16 protein-coding genes are annotated in these 15,915 nt (G+C 65.4%); 7 read left to right on the top strand and 9 right to left on the bottom strand.

Going from position 1 to position 15,915, the window contains the following annotated elements; all coding sequences use genetic code 11:
* Window positions 1–146: 146 nt before the first annotated feature.
* Window positions 147–1,256 (bottom strand): 5-(carboxyamino)imidazole ribonucleotide synthase, encoded by a 1,110-nt coding sequence (locus ACQR1H_RS04450; protein WP_434907213.1) that lies wholly within the window; start codon window positions 1,254–1,256, stop codon window positions 147–149.
* The gene (gene purE / locus ACQR1H_RS04455) at window positions 1,253–1,741 is read right to left on the bottom strand and encodes a 5-(carboxyamino)imidazole ribonucleotide mutase (protein ID WP_315802609.1); all 489 of its coding nucleotides are present in this window, start codon (window positions 1,739–1,741) and stop codon (window positions 1,253–1,255) included. The genes ACQR1H_RS04450 and purE overlap by 4 nt, the downstream gene beginning before the upstream one ends.
* 147 nt (window positions 1,742–1,888) lie before the next feature.
* On the opposite strand from purE, the gene ACQR1H_RS04460 reads away from it, so the two are divergent.
* Window positions 1,889–2,590: a GGDEF domain-containing protein gene (locus ACQR1H_RS04460; RefSeq protein WP_434907376.1), complete on the top strand. Its 702-nt coding sequence runs from the start codon at window positions 1,889–1,891 to the stop codon at window positions 2,588–2,590.
* Between the two features lie 48 nt (window positions 2,591–2,638).
* Here ACQR1H_RS04460 and ACQR1H_RS04465 read toward each other — a convergent pair whose 3' ends face one another.
* The 3 genes from ACQR1H_RS04465 to ACQR1H_RS04475 all read right to left on the bottom strand — a co-directional run bounded on the left by ACQR1H_RS04465 (window position 2,639) and on the right by ACQR1H_RS04475 (window position 3,556).
* Window positions 2,639–2,890, bottom strand: coding sequence for a hypothetical protein (locus tag ACQR1H_RS04465; protein ID WP_315802610.1), 252 nt, complete (start codon window positions 2,888–2,890; stop codon window positions 2,639–2,641).
* 102 nt (window positions 2,891–2,992) lie between these two features.
* Entirely contained in the window at window positions 2,993–3,205 is a 213-nt protein-coding gene (locus ACQR1H_RS04470) for a hypothetical protein (protein ID WP_315802611.1), read from the bottom strand.
* Window positions 3,206–3,349: 144 nt separating this feature from the next.
* Window positions 3,350–3,556: a YdcH family protein gene (locus ACQR1H_RS04475; protein WP_009028242.1), complete on the bottom strand. Its 207-nt coding sequence runs from the start codon at window positions 3,554–3,556 to the stop codon at window positions 3,350–3,352.
* A 291-nt stretch (window positions 3,557–3,847) separates the two neighbouring features.
* Between ACQR1H_RS04475 and ACQR1H_RS04480 the strand changes: the two genes are divergently transcribed.
* Window positions 3,848–4,033, top strand: coding sequence for a YdcH family protein (locus ACQR1H_RS04480; protein ID WP_315802612.1), 186 nt, complete (start codon window positions 3,848–3,850; stop codon window positions 4,031–4,033).
* A 190-nt stretch (window positions 4,034–4,223) separates the two neighbouring features.
* Here the strand turns inward: ACQR1H_RS04480 and ACQR1H_RS04485 are convergent, their stop codons facing one another.
* Entirely contained in the window at window positions 4,224–5,327 is a 1,104-nt protein-coding gene (locus ACQR1H_RS04485; protein ID WP_434907214.1) for an NAD(P)/FAD-dependent oxidoreductase, read from the bottom strand.
* A 212-nt stretch (window positions 5,328–5,539) separates the two neighbouring features.
* On the opposite strand from ACQR1H_RS04485, the gene ACQR1H_RS04490 reads away from it, so the two are divergent.
* The 5 genes from ACQR1H_RS04490 to ACQR1H_RS04510 all read left to right on the top strand — a co-directional run bounded on the left by ACQR1H_RS04490 (window position 5,540) and on the right by ACQR1H_RS04510 (window position 13,054).
* Entirely contained in the window at window positions 5,540–8,242 is a 2,703-nt protein-coding gene (locus ACQR1H_RS04490) for a sensor domain-containing protein (protein WP_315802614.1), read from the top strand.
* A 131-nt stretch (window positions 8,243–8,373) separates the two neighbouring features.
* Complete coding sequence (locus ACQR1H_RS04495; RefSeq protein WP_316179767.1) at window positions 8,374–9,936, top strand: glycerol-3-phosphate dehydrogenase; 1,563 nt, start codon at window positions 8,374–8,376, stop codon at window positions 9,934–9,936.
* 50 nt (window positions 9,937–9,986) lie between these two features.
* Window positions 9,987–11,159, top strand: a complete 1,173-nt coding sequence (locus ACQR1H_RS04500) for an ABC transporter ATP-binding protein (protein WP_315802616.1) — start codon at window positions 9,987–9,989, stop codon at window positions 11,157–11,159.
* Window positions 11,156–12,070, top strand: coding sequence for an ABC transporter permease (locus tag ACQR1H_RS04505; RefSeq protein ID WP_315802617.1), 915 nt, complete (start codon window positions 11,156–11,158; stop codon window positions 12,068–12,070). Before ACQR1H_RS04500 ends, ACQR1H_RS04505 begins: the two co-directional genes overlap by 4 nt.
* 171 nt (window positions 12,071–12,241) lie before the next feature.
* Window positions 12,242–13,054 (top strand): ABC transporter permease, encoded by an 813-nt coding sequence (locus tag ACQR1H_RS04510; RefSeq protein ID WP_315802618.1) that lies wholly within the window; start codon window positions 12,242–12,244, stop codon window positions 13,052–13,054.
* Between the two features lie 98 nt (window positions 13,055–13,152).
* On the opposite strand, the gene ACQR1H_RS04515 is transcribed toward ACQR1H_RS04510, so the two are convergent.
* The 3 genes from ACQR1H_RS04515 to ACQR1H_RS04525 are packed head-to-tail and all read right to left on the bottom strand — an operon-like array spanning window position 13,153 to window position 15,876.
* Window positions 13,153–14,145 carry an alpha/beta hydrolase family protein gene (locus ACQR1H_RS04515; RefSeq protein ID WP_434907215.1) on the bottom strand — a complete coding sequence of 331 codons (993 nt, stop codon included), beginning with the start codon at window positions 14,143–14,145 and terminating at the stop codon, window positions 13,153–13,155.
* 7 nt (window positions 14,146–14,152) lie between these two features.
* Window positions 14,153–15,004: a carbohydrate ABC transporter permease gene (locus tag ACQR1H_RS04520; protein ID WP_315802620.1), complete on the bottom strand. Its 852-nt coding sequence runs from the start codon at window positions 15,002–15,004 to the stop codon at window positions 14,153–14,155.
* Entirely contained in the window at window positions 15,001–15,876 is an 876-nt protein-coding gene (locus tag ACQR1H_RS04525) for a carbohydrate ABC transporter permease (RefSeq protein ID WP_316179762.1), read from the bottom strand. Before ACQR1H_RS04525 ends, ACQR1H_RS04520 begins: the two co-directional genes overlap by 4 nt.
* Window positions 15,877–15,915 lie beyond the last annotated feature (39 nt).

Below are 15,915 nucleotides of genomic sequence, written 5' to 3' on the forward strand. Positions count from 1 at the left end.
TCTATCGGTTTGAAATCTGGTGAAGCCAGGGCTGGCAAATGGCCGCGCCCTTAACCTTGAGGGCGCCCGTGTATCAGAGGACACCGTCGCTGTCCACCCGCTGAGGGGCTCTTGACCGCAAGTTTAACCCGCCCGAGCGGTTTATTTCAGCCCTGCCTCAGCGGCAGGGGCGAGACCTGGGTCACATGCCCCATCTTGCGGCCAGGGCGGGCGGCGCCCTTGCCGTAAAGGTGCACGGTGGCGCCGGGAACCGTGAGCCACTGCTCGTAGGTGTCGATCTCGTCCCCGATCAGGTTCGTCATCGTGACGTGGCCGTGGCGCAGCGGCTTGCCGAGCGGCCAACCTGCGATCGCGCGGATGTGCTGTTCGAACTGGGAAATCGAGGCACCGTCGAGGGTCCAGTGGCCGGAATTGTGCACCCGGGGGGCAATTTCATTGACCAGGACGCCGGGCGCAGGTCCATCGGATACCACGAACATCTCCACGGCGAGCACCCCGACGTAATCGAGGGCGGTGGCGATCCGGCTGGCAATGTCCCGGGCCTCGTCGGCGAGCGGATCGGGGATGCGGGCTGGCGCCCGCGACACCTTCAGGATGTGATCGCGATGCTCGTTCTCGGTGACGTCGAAGCACTCGACCTGGCCATCGGCCGCGCGGGCCGCTACGACCGAGATCTCGCGCTCGAACGGAACGAACGCCTCGAGGATCGCCGATTTGGTGCCGAGCTCGGCCCAGATCCGATCGAGATCGTCACCCTGGCGGATCTTGATCTGGCCCTTGCCGTCATAGCCGAACCGCCGTGTCTTCAGCACGGCCGGCAGGCCGATCCGAAAGGCTGCTTCGCGCAACGTGGCGAGTGAGGACACGTCGGCATAGTTCGCCGTGCGGATACCGAGCGAGGTGACGAAATCCTTCTCGATCAGCCGATCCTGCGTCGTCTCCAGCGCAGAGCGGCTCGGCAGCACCGGGCGCCTTGCCGCCAGCACCATCGCGGCCGCCGACGGGACGTTCTCGAACTCGTAGGTGACGACGTCGACGTCATTGGCGAACAGCTCGAGCGCCTCGACGTCGGCATATTCGGCGCAGGTGGCGTTCAGCACGACGTCGAAGGCGGGCGAGTCCGGGTCCGGCGAGAACACCTGGCAGCGCAGCCCGAGCCGCGCCGCAGCCAGCGCCAGCATGCGGCCGAGCTGGCCGCCGCCGAGAATACCGATGGTGTCGCCGGGCTTGAGCTTCACCCGATTGGAGCCGGTCACGCCGTGCCCTCCGGACGTTCGGCGATCGCATTGGTCTGCGCCTGCCGCCAAGCCGACAGGCGGCCGGCGAGCGCGGAATCCGAGAGAGCGAGCACGCTGGCCGCCAGCAGCGCTGCGTTAATGGCGCCGGATTTGCCGATGGCGAGCGTTCCGACCGGAATTCCGGCCGGCATCTGGACGATGGAATACAGCGAATCGACCCCCGACAGCGCCTTCGACTCGACGGGGACGCCGAACACGGGCAGTTCCGTGAGCGAGGCCGTCATGCCCGGCAGATGGGCGGCGCCGCCGGCACCGGCGATCACGACCTTGTAGCCCGCCGCCTTGGCACCCTTGGCGAAAGCATACAGCCGGTCCGGGGTGCGGTGCGCCGAGACGATCCGGGCGTCGTAGCTCACGCCCAGGGCTTCGAGCGTCTCGGCGGCATGGCGCATGGTATCCCAGTCCGACTGGCTTCCCATGATGATGGCGATCGGGGCGGTCATGACCTCAATTCTTCTCGGGAATCCATCAGCATGGGCCGGAGTATAGGATCGGTCCTGACAGCGGCAAGCCATGGCATGAAGGTCCGAATGGACTATCCTGTCTTGGTCAAGCCCGGCAAGCCCAAACGGTGGCGCGGCAGGTGTCCGATGAAAAAGAAGCGCATGGCGGCCGCGTGGCGAGCCGGGAAGCGAAGAACCCGGTACCGTCATCGGCCTTCGCGGCGCGCGCGGGCTCCTGAACGCGGTTCCGTACCGGCAGGCGCGCGACAGACGATCCGACGCCTTAATGCCGAGTTGGCGACAGCACAGGCCCGGATCGCCGAGCTGACGGCCTCCGCTGAGCGCGACTTCCTGCTCGACATCTTCAATCGTCGCGGCTTCGCCCGCGAGCTCCATCGTTCGATCGCCTTCATCAAGCGCTATGACGCGACCGGTGCCCTGGTCGTGCTCGACGTCGATCGGCTGAAACCGATCAATGATACGTTCGGCCATGCCGCTGGTGACGAGGTCCTGAAGGCGGTTGCGCGTGTCCTCAGCGAGCATGTCCGATCCTCCGACGTGATCGGCCGGCTCGGCGGCGACGAGTTCGGCGTGCTGCTCTGGCATCTCAGCGCGGCGGACGCACATGCCAAGGCGGCGGAGCTGGAGCAGGCCATCGACAGCCTGACCTTCAGCTTTGGCGATCAGACCGTGCGTGCCGGCGCGTCGGCCGGGATTGCTCTGCTCGACAAGCGCGTCAACCCGGTGCGTGCGCTGGAGGAAGCCGACCGCGCGATGTACATGCGCAAGGCCCAGCGAAGGTACGAGAGCCCCGCGCACGCAACGGCCCGGTCGGGCGACCAGCGGTGACGCTCCCGGGCCATCCGCGCCGATGACAGAGCTTGCGGTGCACGGCGCTCACAACTCGCCGAGATCGTCGGGCAATTCGCCGAACTTATGCAGCAGCCGGGCGTCGCTGAATTCCCCCATCAAGGGATCGCCGCTGCGGCTGAAGGCAATGGCTCCGATGTTGTCCGGCAGGCGCGACATCGCTTCGGCACGACGCAGCGCTGCGGACGAACTCTGGCATTCCTCGGCCGCGCCTGCGACCAGCATCCCTGCCTCGTCCCGTCTGAACGGCATGGCGACGTAATAGGTGATATCAGGCATTGCACGCACCTCCCGGCCTTCGTCGAAGCTGCGAGCGAGCGCGGTGGCAATCGTCCGGAGAGTCTCGACGGCCCGAGGACTCAGGTAAGACTCAGGCAGGGCTCAGGCCGCATTGCTCTCCGGACCGTCCGAAGCGGTGTTGGGCACGCAGCCGCAGGAGATCGCGGCCCGCAGCTCCTGCAGCTCCAGCTCGAGATACTCGTTCGCCATGATCAGCGCCTTGATCGTGGAGCGCAGATTGCCGTCGCACATCGCGATGGCCTGGTCACAGGCCTGTTCGTAGAGCCGATCCTGTGGGGAGAAGGAGGCGGGCATCACAACCATCCTTGTTGTCGTCAGGGGACGAGGGATGACCTGATTGTTCTCTTTTTGTTCTGTTTGTCAAGGCGCCTCGGCATATCCTGCACCGCTGATGCATATTGCCTGTGTGCATACGGTCAGGCGTGCTGACGCTTCGCCTCAGGCGATAATGTCGGGAGTGATCTGGTCTTCGATGAAGGCGATCCGATCGCGTAGCAGAAGCTTCCGCTTCTTCAGTCGTTGCAGCCGCAACAAATCGGGGGCGGGCGATTGATGCAAAGCGTCGATCGCCGCGTCGAGATCGCGGTGCTCCTGCTGCAGGCGCGCGAGTTCGGCCTGCAGTTCGCGCTCGTCTTGGTCAGCCATGATTTATGATAGCAAAAAAAGCGGAAGGAAGTGGAAAGCCTTGCGAAGGCGGGCGCAAATATTGCGCCTGCGAAGCTGATAAGCAAGCCGCGCCCCTCAAGATCCGTGCAGCTGTCCCGTGAATTTCAGGTTGGCACCGGCGTTAGATTCGTCCGGATCTGCTCACGCTTCGTTACACACGGCGCTCAAATTTGCATGTGCGGTCTTTTGGCCCCATCGACAGGTCAAGCGACTTGTGTACACTCGTTAGCCCTGGTCGAATCTCAGGTTCACCTACCGAGGAGGTTTCGAATGGCCATTCAGGCGCATCTCGTTGAACTGGAGCGTAAGCATAAAGTTCTTGAAAGCGAATTGCATGAAGCTCTCCTGCATCCATCGACGGACGACCTGCGAATTGCCGAACTGAAGCGACGCAAACTGATGGTGAAGGATGAGATCGAGCGCTTGAGACAGGTAACCAGCGAAACACTTCACTGACATGTGACCATCACCCGCCGTACCATCTGATCGTAAGACCGTGCGCCTGGGATGGTGACTGCCCATCCCAGACGCAACTTCAATCAAATTAGTTGCGATAGACTTAGTTGCGATAGACGATGACGCGAACGCATCTGCCTGCGTTGTCTCCCGCTATCGCCACACGCCGTTCATCCCGATATCGGGGTCTTCAGCTCAAGGCGAGATCGCGGACGTGAGCCGCAATCGCCAGCGATGACGTCAATCCAGGCGATTCAATTCCGAACAGATTGATGAGTCCGGGCACCCCGTGATCGCGGGGGCCCTGAATGACGAAATCCTGCGACGCCACGGCCGGCGGTACGATCTTCGGCCTGATGCCCGAATAGCTCGGCATCAGCGCCCCATCCGGCAGCGACGGCCAGTACTTGCGGATCGCCGGGTAGAAGCGCTCGGCGCGCGCCGGATCGACCGTATAGTCGATCCGGTCGATCCACTCGACGTCGGGGCCGAATCTGGCTTGGCCTGCCATGTCGAGCGTGAGGTGCACGCCGAGGCCGCCTGGTTCCGGCACCGGGTAGATGAGCCGGCTGAACGGTGCCCGGGCGCTGCAGCTGAAATAGTTGCCCTTGGCGAGATAGGTCATCGGCACCAGCGGCGACGGCATGCCGTCAATCAGCCGCGCCAGCTCGGGCGCGTCGAGGCCGGCGGCGTTCACCAGCAGCCGGCAGCTCAGCGTCATCGGTTGCGCGCCGCCCGCATCGACCTCGATCGATCCCCCCGTCGCCTTGGCCCGCAGCAACGGCGTGTGGAAGGCGAAGGCACCGCCGGCGTCCTCGATCTCGCCGCGCAGCGACAGCATGAAGGCATGGCTGTCGAGGATGCCGGTGGATGGCGACAGCAGCGCGGCCTGGCAGGCCAGGGCCGGCTCCAGCGCCAGCGCTTCGGACCCGGGCAGCAGCCGCATCCCTTCGACACCATTGGCTTCGGCGTGCGCGCGGATGCCCTGCAGCTTCTCGGTCTCGGCTGAATTGGTCGCAACGATCAGCTTCCCGCAATTGCGGTAGGGCACGCCATGCTCGTCGCAATAGCGGTAAAGCATGCGCTTGCCGGCCACGCAGAAGCGGGCCATCAGGCTCCCGGCCTTGTAATAGATGCCGGCGTGGATCACTTCGCTGTTGCGAGACGACGTGACGGTTCCGATGCCCTCGGCCGCCTCGAGAACGATGACCTCGCGTCCGGCCCGCGCCAATTGACGGGCGACGGCAAGTCCGACGACGCCGGCGCCAACGACCACGCAATCCACTTTATCCATGCATAGTCCTGAGACGATTGGGGGAAGTCATGTCTCGCTGCAATCCCTGGTGGGTGGAACTTCAGTCCGGAGTGCGCCTGCCCTTAGCAAACCATTCATCATAGGGCGGCCATTGACCAAATTTGCTTCGTCTTTTTCGAAGTTTGCGGAACCCGTTTACCCGATCCCAATAGGTGAAGCCAGATACTGTCGCCGAATACCGCGGGTGATTGATGGCTGGCAAGAATTGGCAGGCGAGCGACCGAAACGCGTTTTCTGCGCGTGTCGTTGCGGCCTCGGTGGCCGCCATGGCAGCTTGGGCGGCTGCGCCGACGCGCGCCTGGGCCGCTTCCTCCGATTTCTCGCCCTCCGGCTACCTGGGCACCATCGAGCCGGACGTGCTCTGGAAGGTGTTGATCGCCGGCGTTGTCGTCTGCGCCTTCCTCGCGTCGGTCGTGATCTGGATCCATTCGGCCTTGCGGCGCGCCAAGCGGGCACAACTTCGGCGTAACGTTTTCATCAGCTCCGCGCTCAACAATTTGAGCCAGGGGCTGATGCTGACGGACGCCGCCAACCGCGTCGTCTTCTACAACCACCGCTTTCTCGAGATCTACGGCATGAGCCGGGCCGACATTCCGCCCGGCTGCACCGGCCGGGATCTGGTCGAGTTGCGGCGGCAGCGTGGCCTGCTCAATCTGACGGTCGAGGACTATGCGCGCCAGGCGCGGCAGCCGGACGGGTGCCTGACCGAGCTGCCCGGCGGACGTGTGGTGCGCGCCCAGATGTTCCGTCTTCCGACCGGCGGATCAATCGGCATCCATGAAGACTGTACGGTGCAGCACCGGCTGGAGCGCGAGCTCGCCTCGACCAAGCAGTTCCTGGAATCGGTGGTCGATCAGGTTCCCGTCTGCGTCGCCGCCAAGAACATCGAGGACGGCCGCTACATCTTCGCCAACCGGGCGTTTGAGCAGTTCGCGCAGGTGCCGCGGGATCAGATCATCGGACGGCGCCCGAGCGACCTGTTCGGCGAAGAGACCGCGGCCGACATCGCGGCTGCCGACCGCGAAGCGATGCTGGCGCCCGGCACCACCTATTGCAGCGAACTCGTGGTTCAACGCGGTGACGAGAAGCGCATCCTGGACGCCCACCGGGTCGTTGCACGCAACGACAAGAACGAACCGCAATTCCTCATCGCGCTGTTCGACGATGCCACGGAGCGGCGATCGCTGAGCCGCGAGCTGGAGAACAGCAAGAAGTTCCTGGAACTGGTCGTCGACAACATTCCGGTTTCGCTCATCGTCGAGAGCGTCAGCGACGGCCGCTATCTGCTCGCCAACCGCAGCGCCGAGATCATCCTCAACCGCAAGCGCGAGGACGCCACCGGCCTGACCACCGCCGACATCTTCAATCCGCGCGAGGCCAGACTGATCACGGCGCGCGACGAAGCCGCCATCAAGAAGCGCGGCCTTCTGACTGAGGAACATCCGATCTCGACCAAGGACGGCCTGCGGCTGTTCCTGACGCGGCGGGCAACCGTGCTGGGCGAGACCGGCCAGCCGCAATATCTGATCAAGACCTATGAGGACGTCACCGATCGGCGCCAGACCGAATCGCGGATGGCGCACATGGCCTATCACGACGGCCTGACCGATCTGCCGAACCGCGCCGCGTTCCTGCAGGCCCTGAGCCAGATGATCGAGGCCTGCGCGGATACGGACGAGGAGTTTGCGGTCCTGAACGTCGATCTCAAGGGCCTGAAGGACGTCAACGACGTCTTCGGCCACGCCATCGGCGACAAGCTGTTGATCGAGGTCGCCCGTCGCGTCCATGCCGTTGCCCGGGGCGGCGTCGTTGCCCGTCTCTCCGGCGACGAGTTCGGGCTGATCATCGACGGCAAGCAACCGGAAACGGGCAGGGCCCTGGCCGAGCAATTGGCGGCGGCGATCGCGGTGGACTTTCAGATCGAGGGCAAATCGATCCGCACCGCGCTGACGACGGGCATCTCGGTGTTTCCGCACAATGGTTCGGATCCGGCGTCGCTGCTCGCCAATGCGGGTGCTGCTCTGTTCCGCGCCAAGGCCAAATCGCGCGGCAGCATCACCTTCTACGAGCCTGAAATGGATCAGCAGATTCGCGACCGCCGCGTTCTGCATCAGGAGCTGTCTGTCGCGATCAAGCATGGCGAACTGTCGCTGTACTTCCAGCCGCAGGCCGTCTCCGGCCGCACGGTCGACGCCAGCGAGATCATCGGCTTCGAGGCGCTGGCGCGCTGGCAGCACCCGGTCCGGGGGTTCGTGCCGCCGAGCGACTTCATTCCGCTCGCGGAAGAGAGCGGCCTCATCGTCGAGATGGGCGAGTGGATCCTGCGCGAGGCCTGCCGCGAGGCGGCGTCGTGGCCGAAGCCGCTGCAGGTCGCGGTCAACCTGTCTCCGGCGCAGTTCGTCCATGGCGACCTCGTTGCGCTGGTCCACTCGATCCTGATCGAGACGGGGCTCGCGCCCGGCAGGCTCGAGCTGGAGATCACCGAGGGTGTGCTGATCGAGGATTTCGATCGCGGTGTCGCGCTGCTGCGCCGGCTGAAGGCGCTCGGCGTTCGCGTCTCGATGGACGATTTCGGCAGCGGCTACTCGTCGCTGAGCTACCTTCAGGCGTTCCCGTTCGACAAGATCAAGATCGACCGCGCCTTCGTCATGAATATCGGCCGCAACCCGCAATCGGCGGCGATCATTCGTGCGGTCATCGGTCTGGGTCACGGCATGAACATGTCGATCGTGGCGGAAGGCGTCGAGACGCCGGAGCAGCTCGGCTTCCTCGCCGAGCAGGGCTGCGACTCGGTTCAGGGCTATCTGCTCGGCAAGCCCCTGCCGATCGCCAAATACGACGGCATTGTCGGTCGCGCTCACGACGACATCGCCTCCGTTCGCAAGACGGGCTGACCTGGCACTCGTGCTCAGAGGCGGTTGCGCAACAGCGCGGATTTATCCGCGCGCATGACGGCTGGGCCGCTACGAGAATCATCTCCGTCGCTCTACGATCGCTCGTCCTGGGACGCTCGAAGACCTTGCGCATGGCGGACTACGATCTGGCGATCATCGGCGGAGGTCTGAACGGCGTCAGCCTGGCGCGTGATGCGGCTGGCCGCGGTCTGCGCGTGATCCTCGTCGAGCAGGGCGATCTCGGCGGCGCCGCCTCGTCGGCGACGTCGCGGCTGGTGCATGGCGATCTCGCAGCGCTGGAGCGCCGCGGCTTTCTGCGCGTGCGCCGTGCGCTCGCGGAGCGCAACGTCTGGCTCACGGTCGCGCCGCATCTGGTGCGGCCGATCCGCTTTGCGATTCCAGCTCACGCCAATGAGCGGCCGCCATGGCAGCTGCGCGCAGGGCTCTGGCTCTATGACCGCCTCGCTACGCGCAACCGGCTGCCGGCCGCTTCGGCGCTCGATGTCACGCATCATCCGATCGGCGATGCCCTGAAGCGTCCGATCGGGACGGCGTTCGACTATTCCGATTGCGTGGTCGACGATTCCCGCCTGGCGGTCCTGACCGCGATGGATGCCGCCGAGCGCGGTGCGGAGATTCGCACCGGTGCCCGCTGCGTGCGGGCCGATCGTCATCACATATGGCAGCTCGCCATCATCGACCGGGGCCATCGCCGCATCGTCACGGCGCGCGCGCTCGCCAATGCTACCGGCGCGTGGAGCGTCTCGACGGCGGAAACCGTGCTGCGTCAGCCGCCGCCGCGGGTCACCGCGCGGCAGGTCAGCCAGATCATCGTGCCGCGGTTGTTCGACGTCGAAGCGGTCTACGTGTTCCAGAATTCGGATGGACGGCTGATCTTTGCCCAGCCCTACGAGCAGGATTTCACCCTGATCGGCACGGTCTCCCACGGCTTCAAGGGCGACCCAGCCGTGGTGGCGGTGCCGGCGGCAGACGTGGCCTATCTCTGTAAGGCGGCGAACCGCTATTTCCGCTCGGACATTCAGCCTGCGGACGTGGTCCGGAGCGTGGCTGGCGCCAACATGATGGTGCTGCGCGCCGCCGACAGCGGACGGTTGGAAACGGTCGTGTGCCTCGATGCTGGACGCGCCAGGGAGCCGGCCAAGGCGCCGCTGCTGACCATGTGCGGCGGCGACGTCACGACGGTCCGGCACCGGGCCGAGCAGGCGGTCTCCCGCCTCGCGCGCTTCTATCCAATGTCGCCACGCTGGACTGCGAGCGCGCCGCTTCCTGGGGGCGACTTCGCCTGGGACCGGTTCGAGGATCTCGTCGATGACGCACGGGACCGCTGGCGCTTTCTCGGCGAAGCCGAGGCCCGGCGGCTGGTCGGCGCCTATGGCACCCGGCTGGCGGAGATGCTGGGCGAGGCGAGATGCCGGGCCGATCTCGGACAGGCGTTCGGGCCGCAGCTGACCGAGGCGGAGGTCCGCTACCTCATGACGCGCGAATGCGCACGCTTTGCCGACGACGTGCTGTGGCGGCGAACCAAGCTGGGCCTGACGCTTCCCGCTGCCGACCGCGACGCGCTCGCTGCGTTCATGGCCGCTGCGACCTGTGGCCGGAGCACGCCGCAGGCGGCTGACGCGAGCGGGGATAGTCCGGCCCGTGCGGTTGAGCTGCAATCCGCGGGCGGCTAGCTTGCCGACTGGCCCGGCGTTGTGGCCGGGCAGGGTGACTAGATCAGGACATGGCTGACGAGACCGCAAATCCAGCACCCGCCGAGGAGCCGGTAGCATCGCCACCGCCGGATCCGCGCCCCGATCCTCAGCCGCCGCTCCTGCGCATCGAGAACGTCGTCAAGACCTTCGGCAGCTTCCGCGCCGTCGATGGCGTCTCGCTCGACATCCGCGCCGGCGAGTTCTTCGCGCTGCTCGGCCCCAGCGGCTGCGGCAAGACGACCTTGCTGCGCATGCTGGCCGGCTTCGAGACGCCGGATGAAGGACGCATCCTGCTGTCGGGCGAGGACATCGCGCAGGTGCTGCCGCATCAGCGGCCCGTCAACATGATGTTCCAGAACTACGCGCTGTTCCCGCATCTGAACGTGCGCGACAACATCGCCTTCGGCCTGAAGCGTGCCGGCATGCTGCGCGCCGAGATCGCCACCCGTGTCGCCGAGATGGTGGCGCTGGTCCGGCTCGAAGGCCTGGAGAAGCGCAAGCCCGATCAACTGTCCGGGGGCCAGAAGCAGCGCGTCGCCTTGGCGCGCTCGCTGGCGCGCCGGCCGCAGGTGCTGCTGCTGGATGAGCCGATGGCGGCGCTCGACAAGAAGCTCCGCGAGAGCACGCAGTTCGAGCTGATGGAGCTGCAGCGCAAGCTCGGCATGACCTTCATCATCGTCACCCACGATCAGGAAGAGGCGATGACAGTGGCGAGCCGCATCGGGGTGATGAACGCGGGACGGCTCGAACAGGTCGCTGCACCGCGCCGGCTGTATGAAGAGCCCGTGTCGCGGTGGGTCGCGGAGTTCGTCGGCGACATCAACCTGTTCGAGGGCGAGGTGATCGCGCGGGAGCCGCACCGGCTGCGGATCACGACTGCCTCGGCCGGCGAGCTCGCTGCGGCACAGCCCGTCACTCCCGTCAGCGAGAGCAGGGTTGCGGTCGCGATCCGTCCCGAGAAGATCCGTCTCGCGCTTCGCCGGCCGGCCGGCGATGCCGCCGCGATCAACTGTGTCGAGGGGACCATTTCCGATGCGAGCTATCTCGGCGGCAAGACCGCGTACAAGATCCAGCTCGACGGCGGCGCTGTCCTGCACGCCTCTCAGGCCAACACGGCCCGGCTCGACGTCGACGGCTATGGGCTGAACCAGCGCGTCGTGGCCTGGTTCACGCCCGATGATTGTGTGGTGCTGGAGCGATGAGCGCGCGCCGCATCTTCTCGCGTCCGGCCCGCTTCGCGGCGATCGCGCCCTACGTCTGGATGGTGCTGTTCTTCCTGGTGCCGTTCGCCTTCGTCGCCAAGATCAGCCTGTCGCAGACTGCGATCGCGCAGCCGCCCTATACGCCGGTGTTCTCGCTGGCTGATGGTTTGTCGTCGCTCCGGGATGCATTTGCGGCACTGTCGCTCGACAATTTCCGTCTGCTGCTGTCGGACGACCTGTATCTCGCGTCCTATCTGCGCAGCGTCGTCGTCGCGGCGACGTCGACGGCCATCCTGCTGCTGATCGGCTATCCCGTCGCCTATGGCATGGCGCGGCTGCCGAGGCGCTGGCAGGGCGTCGCGATGATGCTGGTGATCGTGCCGTTCTGGACCTCGTTCCTGATCCGCATCTATGCCTGGGTCAACATCCTCCAGCATGACGGGCTGTTGAACCAGGTGCTGCTCGCGCTGCATCTGGTCTCGGCGCCGGTGGTGTGGTTGTCGACCGACAGCGCCATGTATGTCGGTATCGTCTATTCCTATCTGCCGTTCATGATCCTGCCGCTGTTTGCGACGCTGACGAAGCTGGAGCCGGCGCTGGAGGAGGCCGCTGCCGATCTCGGCGCCTCGCCGCGCGAGACCTTCTGGCTGGTGACGTTTCCACTGTCGCTGCCGGGAGTCGGCGCCGGCGCGCTGCTGTGCTTCATCCCGATCGTCGGCGAGTTTGTCATTCCCGACCTTCTCGCCGGCTCGAAATCGTTGATGATCGGCCAGACGCTCTGGCTCGAGTTCTTTACCAACAAGGATTGGCCGGTGGCCTCCAGCATCGCCGTGGTGCTGCTCGCCGTCCTGTTGCTCCCGCTCCTGCTCTACGACCGGCTGCAACGCCGGCAGCTGGAGGAGAGCCGGTGATGGCTGGAGTGCAGCGAGGCACGCTCTCTCGCTCCCCTCCCCCTTGCGGGCAGGGGTTGGTGGTAGGGGTCCGCATCGGCAGTCTTTGCTGGGGGCCGCCCTCCCTGACCCTCCCCCACAAGGGGGGAGAGAACGGAGAAAGCTTCGCCCGGGTCGACGGAGGAGGCGCTCATGCCTAAAGCCTCCCGCCTTTCTCGCTTCAATGTAGCCTCGCTGACGCTCGGGCTGGCGTTCCTGTATCTGCCCATTCTGATCCTAGTGATCTACTCGTTCAACGCCTCGCGGCTGGTGACGGTGTGGGGCGGCTGGTCGCTGCGCTGGTATCACGAGTTCTTCAACGACCGTGCCATGATCGATGCGGCCTGGATGAGCCTGCGTGTCGGCGCCACCGCGGCGACGGCGGCGACGGTGCTGGGGACGCTGGCCGCGGTGGCGCTGTCGCGCGGCCAGGGCTTTCGCGGCCGCATGCTGTTCTCCGGCATGCTGTATGCGCCGCTGGTGATGCCCGAGGTGATCACCGGCCTGTCGCTGCTGCTGCTGTTCGTGGCGCTGGAGGCCGAGCGCGGCTTCTGGACGGTGACGATCGCCCACACGACCCTCACGATGTGCTTCGTCGCTGTCGTCGTGCAGTCGCGTCTGGTGTCGCTCGACCGCAGCCTGGAGGAGGCCGCGATGGATCTCGGCTGCGATCCGCTGCGCGCGTTCGTGATGGTCACCTTGCCGCTGATCGCCCCTGCGGTGATCGCTGGCTGGATGCTCGCCTTCACGCTGTCGCTCGACGATCTCGTGATCGCGAGCTTCACCACCGGACCGGGCTCGGCGACGTTGCCGATCCGGATCTACTCGGAGGTGCGGCTCGGGGTAAAGCCGGAGATCAACGCGATCTGCACGCTGGTGATTGGAGTCATCGCCGTGGTGATCGTGATCGCATCACTCGCCTCGAAATTGTCGAGCGACCGCGGCGAGAGCGCGGCCCCGCTCTAACTTCTCGTCATTGCGAGCGAAGCGAAGCAATCCAGGGCCGAGCAAGGACTCTGGATTGCTTCGCTTCGCTCGCAATGACGGAGGATGTTGTCGCAGCGTCACTCAACAGCGAACAGCTCTAACGCAGCAGCGATGACCGAGCGATGAACCGCGCCGCGATCGACCGACGGCGGATCGACGCAGCTGGCCGGATCGGAGCTGCGGCCGAGGTCGGTGCTCTCGGGCAAGAAGACATAATGGCCGGCGTCGGCGGCGACCATGTCGAACGTGCTGCGCGGCAACCGCTCCTGCAGCCAGCGTGCGGCCGGCAGCAGCGCGTCCGCACCTCCGACCATGATGCGGGTCGACACGCGGATCGCGGTGACGCTCTCCTCCGAGAAGCCCTGCACCGATCGGCCCGGCGCCAGCAGCAGCGCCGCCTTGATGCGGGGATCGCGATAGGAGGCCGACATCCGCGCCCAGGAATCGCGGAAGATCTGGCTCTTCTCCATCAGCCGCGGCAGATGATCGACGAGATCGGGAAACTCGCGCGGTCCGCGGCCGAGATTGGCGCCGGGCTCGAACGGCGAGCGGAGCATGATGGCGCCGAGCAGGGCCGTCGCCGTGACGCCACCGAGCGAATAGCCGACGGCGTAGTTGCGGGCGAGGTTGATGCGGCCTTCGAAATCGGGATGAGCGACGATGTGGTCGATCAGCAAGGACACGTCGCGCGGGCGTTCCCATGAGCAGAGGAAGCCCTCTGCGCGGTAGGGCTCGGCGTTGCTGTTGCCATGATGATTGACGGCGACCGCGACAAAGCCGCGGGCCGCCAGCTCGCGCGCCAGCCATTCGAACTGCAGGCCGTTGCAGCCGGTGCCGTGCGAGTACACGACGAGAGGACAGGCGTCCGCGCTTGCAGCGAGCGGCGAATTCAAGGCCGCTGGTCCCGCATTGAACCAGCCCTGCGGCCACGGTGCGAGCGGGAGCGCCGTCTCCTCGGCGTCGTCGGCGGCCGGGTACCAGGCGAACCAGTCGATCGGCCGCGGCCCGTCGCCATCCCAGTTCGCCCGCGATGCGTCGGCGAACCGTCCCTGACGAAATCCGACCCTCATCGCTCCGTCACGACTTCACGGCGCCCGCGGTCAGCCCGCCCACCATATAGCGCTTGAAGGCATAGTAGACCGCGGCGGGCGGCAACGCGTAGATGAAGCCGGTGGTCATCAGCAGCTCCCACGGCGAATCGTCGGCGGCCAGGAAGTTGCCGAGCGCCACGGGCAGCGTGATATCCTTGTCGTTCGACAGCAGCAGGAATGCGTAGAGGTACTCGTTCCAGGCCAGCAGCACGGCGTAGGTGCCGATCGCGACCAGCGAGGGCATCATCAACGGCACATAGACGAGGCGGAAGATCTGCAGCGGGCTGGCGCCATCCATCACGGCGGCCTCATCCAGCTCGACCGGCAGCTTGTCGGAGGCCTGTTTCAGCACCCAGATCGCATAGGGCGAGGCGATCGTCACCATCGCCAGGATCAGCGACCAGTCGTTGTTGAGGAGGCCGTATTTGCCCATGGTGCGATACATCGGCACCGCGAGGAACGCGGCCGGGATGAAATAGGTGAACAGCGCAAGGTTCATCACCACGCGGCTGCCGGGCACGCGCAGGCGCGAAATGGCGTAAGCCGCGCAGGTCGCGATCACCAGGGTCAGCGCGCCGACGGCGGCGGCAATGAGGACGGAGTTGCCGAACTGGATCCAGAAGTCGCGCAGGAAATAATGCTGCTGGTGGAACACGATCGAGAAGTTGTGCAGCGTCGGATGATCCGGCCACAGCTTACCCGAGAACGCGTCCTCCTTCGGCGAGATCGCGAACAGGAACATGTGGTAGATCGGAATCATCGTCCAGATGAAGACGGGAATGCCGATCAGCAGCAGCCGGGCCTCGGTGCCAACCTCGCGCAGGGTGGGGAGCTTCATCGCGACAACCGCTTCATCATGAAATAGACCAGGGGGAGCACTAGCGGCATCGCGCAGACGATCGAGGCCATGGCAAGGCTGAGCTGATCGAGCCGGAGATAGCGGATGCCGAGTGTCGACAACACGTGGGTGAGATCGGCGGGACCGCCGCCGGTCAGGAGATAGACGCTGTTGAAGTCGCCGAGCGTCCAGATCATCGAGAGCAGCGTGCAGGTGATGTAGAGCGTCTGCATCGACGGCCAAGTGATGAAGCGGAACTTCTGCCACCAGGTGGCGCCATCGACCTCGGCCGCCTCGAACAGGTCCTGCGAGATCGCGAGCCGACCCGTCATCAGGATCAGCGTCCAGAACGGCAGCGACTTCCAGATGTGCATGCCGATCGCCATCGACAGCGCAACGGTCGGATCGTTCAGCCAGTTCGGGCCGTCATCGCCGGTGAACTTGAAGATCAGCTGGTTCACCACGCCCCATTCGGGATTGAGCATGAAGCGCACCGACAGGATGGTCGGGATCGAAGGCACCGCCCAGGGCAGGATGAAGATGACCGACAGCCATTTGATCCAGCCGCGCTGCTGAATGAAGAAGCCGGACAGGAACAGCGCGACCACCATCTTCAGATTGATGCCGACCAGAAGGAAGATCAGCGTGTTGACGGCGGCGCGCGCGAAGATGGGATCGTTATACAGCGCGACATAGCTGGCCGGCTCCCGGGCGAGCCACAGGCCGTAGCCGACGGGATAGACGACGAAGGCGAGGAAGACGAGCAGATAGGGGGTAAGCATGACGATGCCCCACACCTGTGACGGTGTCAGCAGCACCGGGCGCGGTGCCTCCGCGATCGCGGAATCGGAAGCTGAGAGCGTGATCGCCATGGTCGTTTTTCCCGGGTCGTCTCTTCCCGCCTATAAGCC

The organism is Bradyrhizobium sp. HKCCYLRH2015, from assembly GCF_051168215.1.
Taxonomy (GTDB): Bacteria; Pseudomonadota; Alphaproteobacteria; order Rhizobiales; family Xanthobacteraceae; genus Bradyrhizobium.

Bases quoted from the DNA above. Each gene is read 5' to 3' on its own strand.
- ACQR1H_RS04520 (WP_315802620.1), bottom strand. From the start codon at position 15,004: ATGAAGCTCCCCACCCTGCGCGAGGTTGGCACCGAGGCCCGGCTGCTG.
- ACQR1H_RS04495 (WP_316179767.1), top strand. From the start codon at position 8,374: ATGGCGGACTACGATCTGGCGATCATCGGCGGAGGTCTGAACGGCGTC.
- ACQR1H_RS04465 (WP_315802610.1), bottom strand. From the start codon at position 2,890: ATGCCTGATATCACCTATTACGTCGCCATGCCGTTCAGACGGGACGAG.
- ACQR1H_RS04490 (WP_315802614.1), top strand. From the start codon at position 5,540: ATGGCTGGCAAGAATTGGCAGGCGAGCGACCGAAACGCGTTTTCTGCG.
- ACQR1H_RS04460 (WP_434907376.1), top strand. From the start codon at position 1,889: ATGAAAAAGAAGCGCATGGCGGCCGCGTGGCGAGCCGGGAAGCGAAGA.
- ACQR1H_RS04505 (WP_315802617.1), top strand. From the start codon at position 11,156: ATGAGCGCGCGCCGCATCTTCTCGCGTCCGGCCCGCTTCGCGGCGATC.
- ACQR1H_RS04500 (WP_315802616.1), top strand. From the start codon at position 9,987: ATGGCTGACGAGACCGCAAATCCAGCACCCGCCGAGGAGCCGGTAGCA.
- ACQR1H_RS04480 (WP_315802612.1), top strand. From the start codon at position 3,848: ATGGCCATTCAGGCGCATCTCGTTGAACTGGAGCGTAAGCATAAAGTT.
- ACQR1H_RS04525 (WP_316179762.1), bottom strand. From the start codon at position 15,876: ATGGCGATCACGCTCTCAGCTTCCGATTCCGCGATCGCGGAGGCACCG.
- ACQR1H_RS04510 (WP_315802618.1), top strand. From the start codon at position 12,242: ATGCCTAAAGCCTCCCGCCTTTCTCGCTTCAATGTAGCCTCGCTGACG.
- ACQR1H_RS04470 (WP_315802611.1), bottom strand. From the start codon at position 3,205: ATGCCCGCCTCCTTCTCCCCACAGGATCGGCTCTACGAACAGGCCTGT.
- purE (WP_315802609.1), bottom strand. From the start codon at position 1,741: ATGACCGCCCCGATCGCCATCATCATGGGAAGCCAGTCGGACTGGGAT.
- ACQR1H_RS04515 (WP_434907215.1), bottom strand. From the start codon at position 14,145: ATGAGGGTCGGATTTCGTCAGGGACGGTTCGCCGACGCATCGCGGGCG.
- ACQR1H_RS04475 (WP_009028242.1), bottom strand. From the start codon at position 3,556: ATGGCTGACCAAGACGAGCGCGAACTGCAGGCCGAACTCGCGCGCCTG.
- ACQR1H_RS04485 (WP_434907214.1), bottom strand. From the start codon at position 5,327: ATGGATAAAGTGGATTGCGTGGTCGTTGGCGCCGGCGTCGTCGGACTT.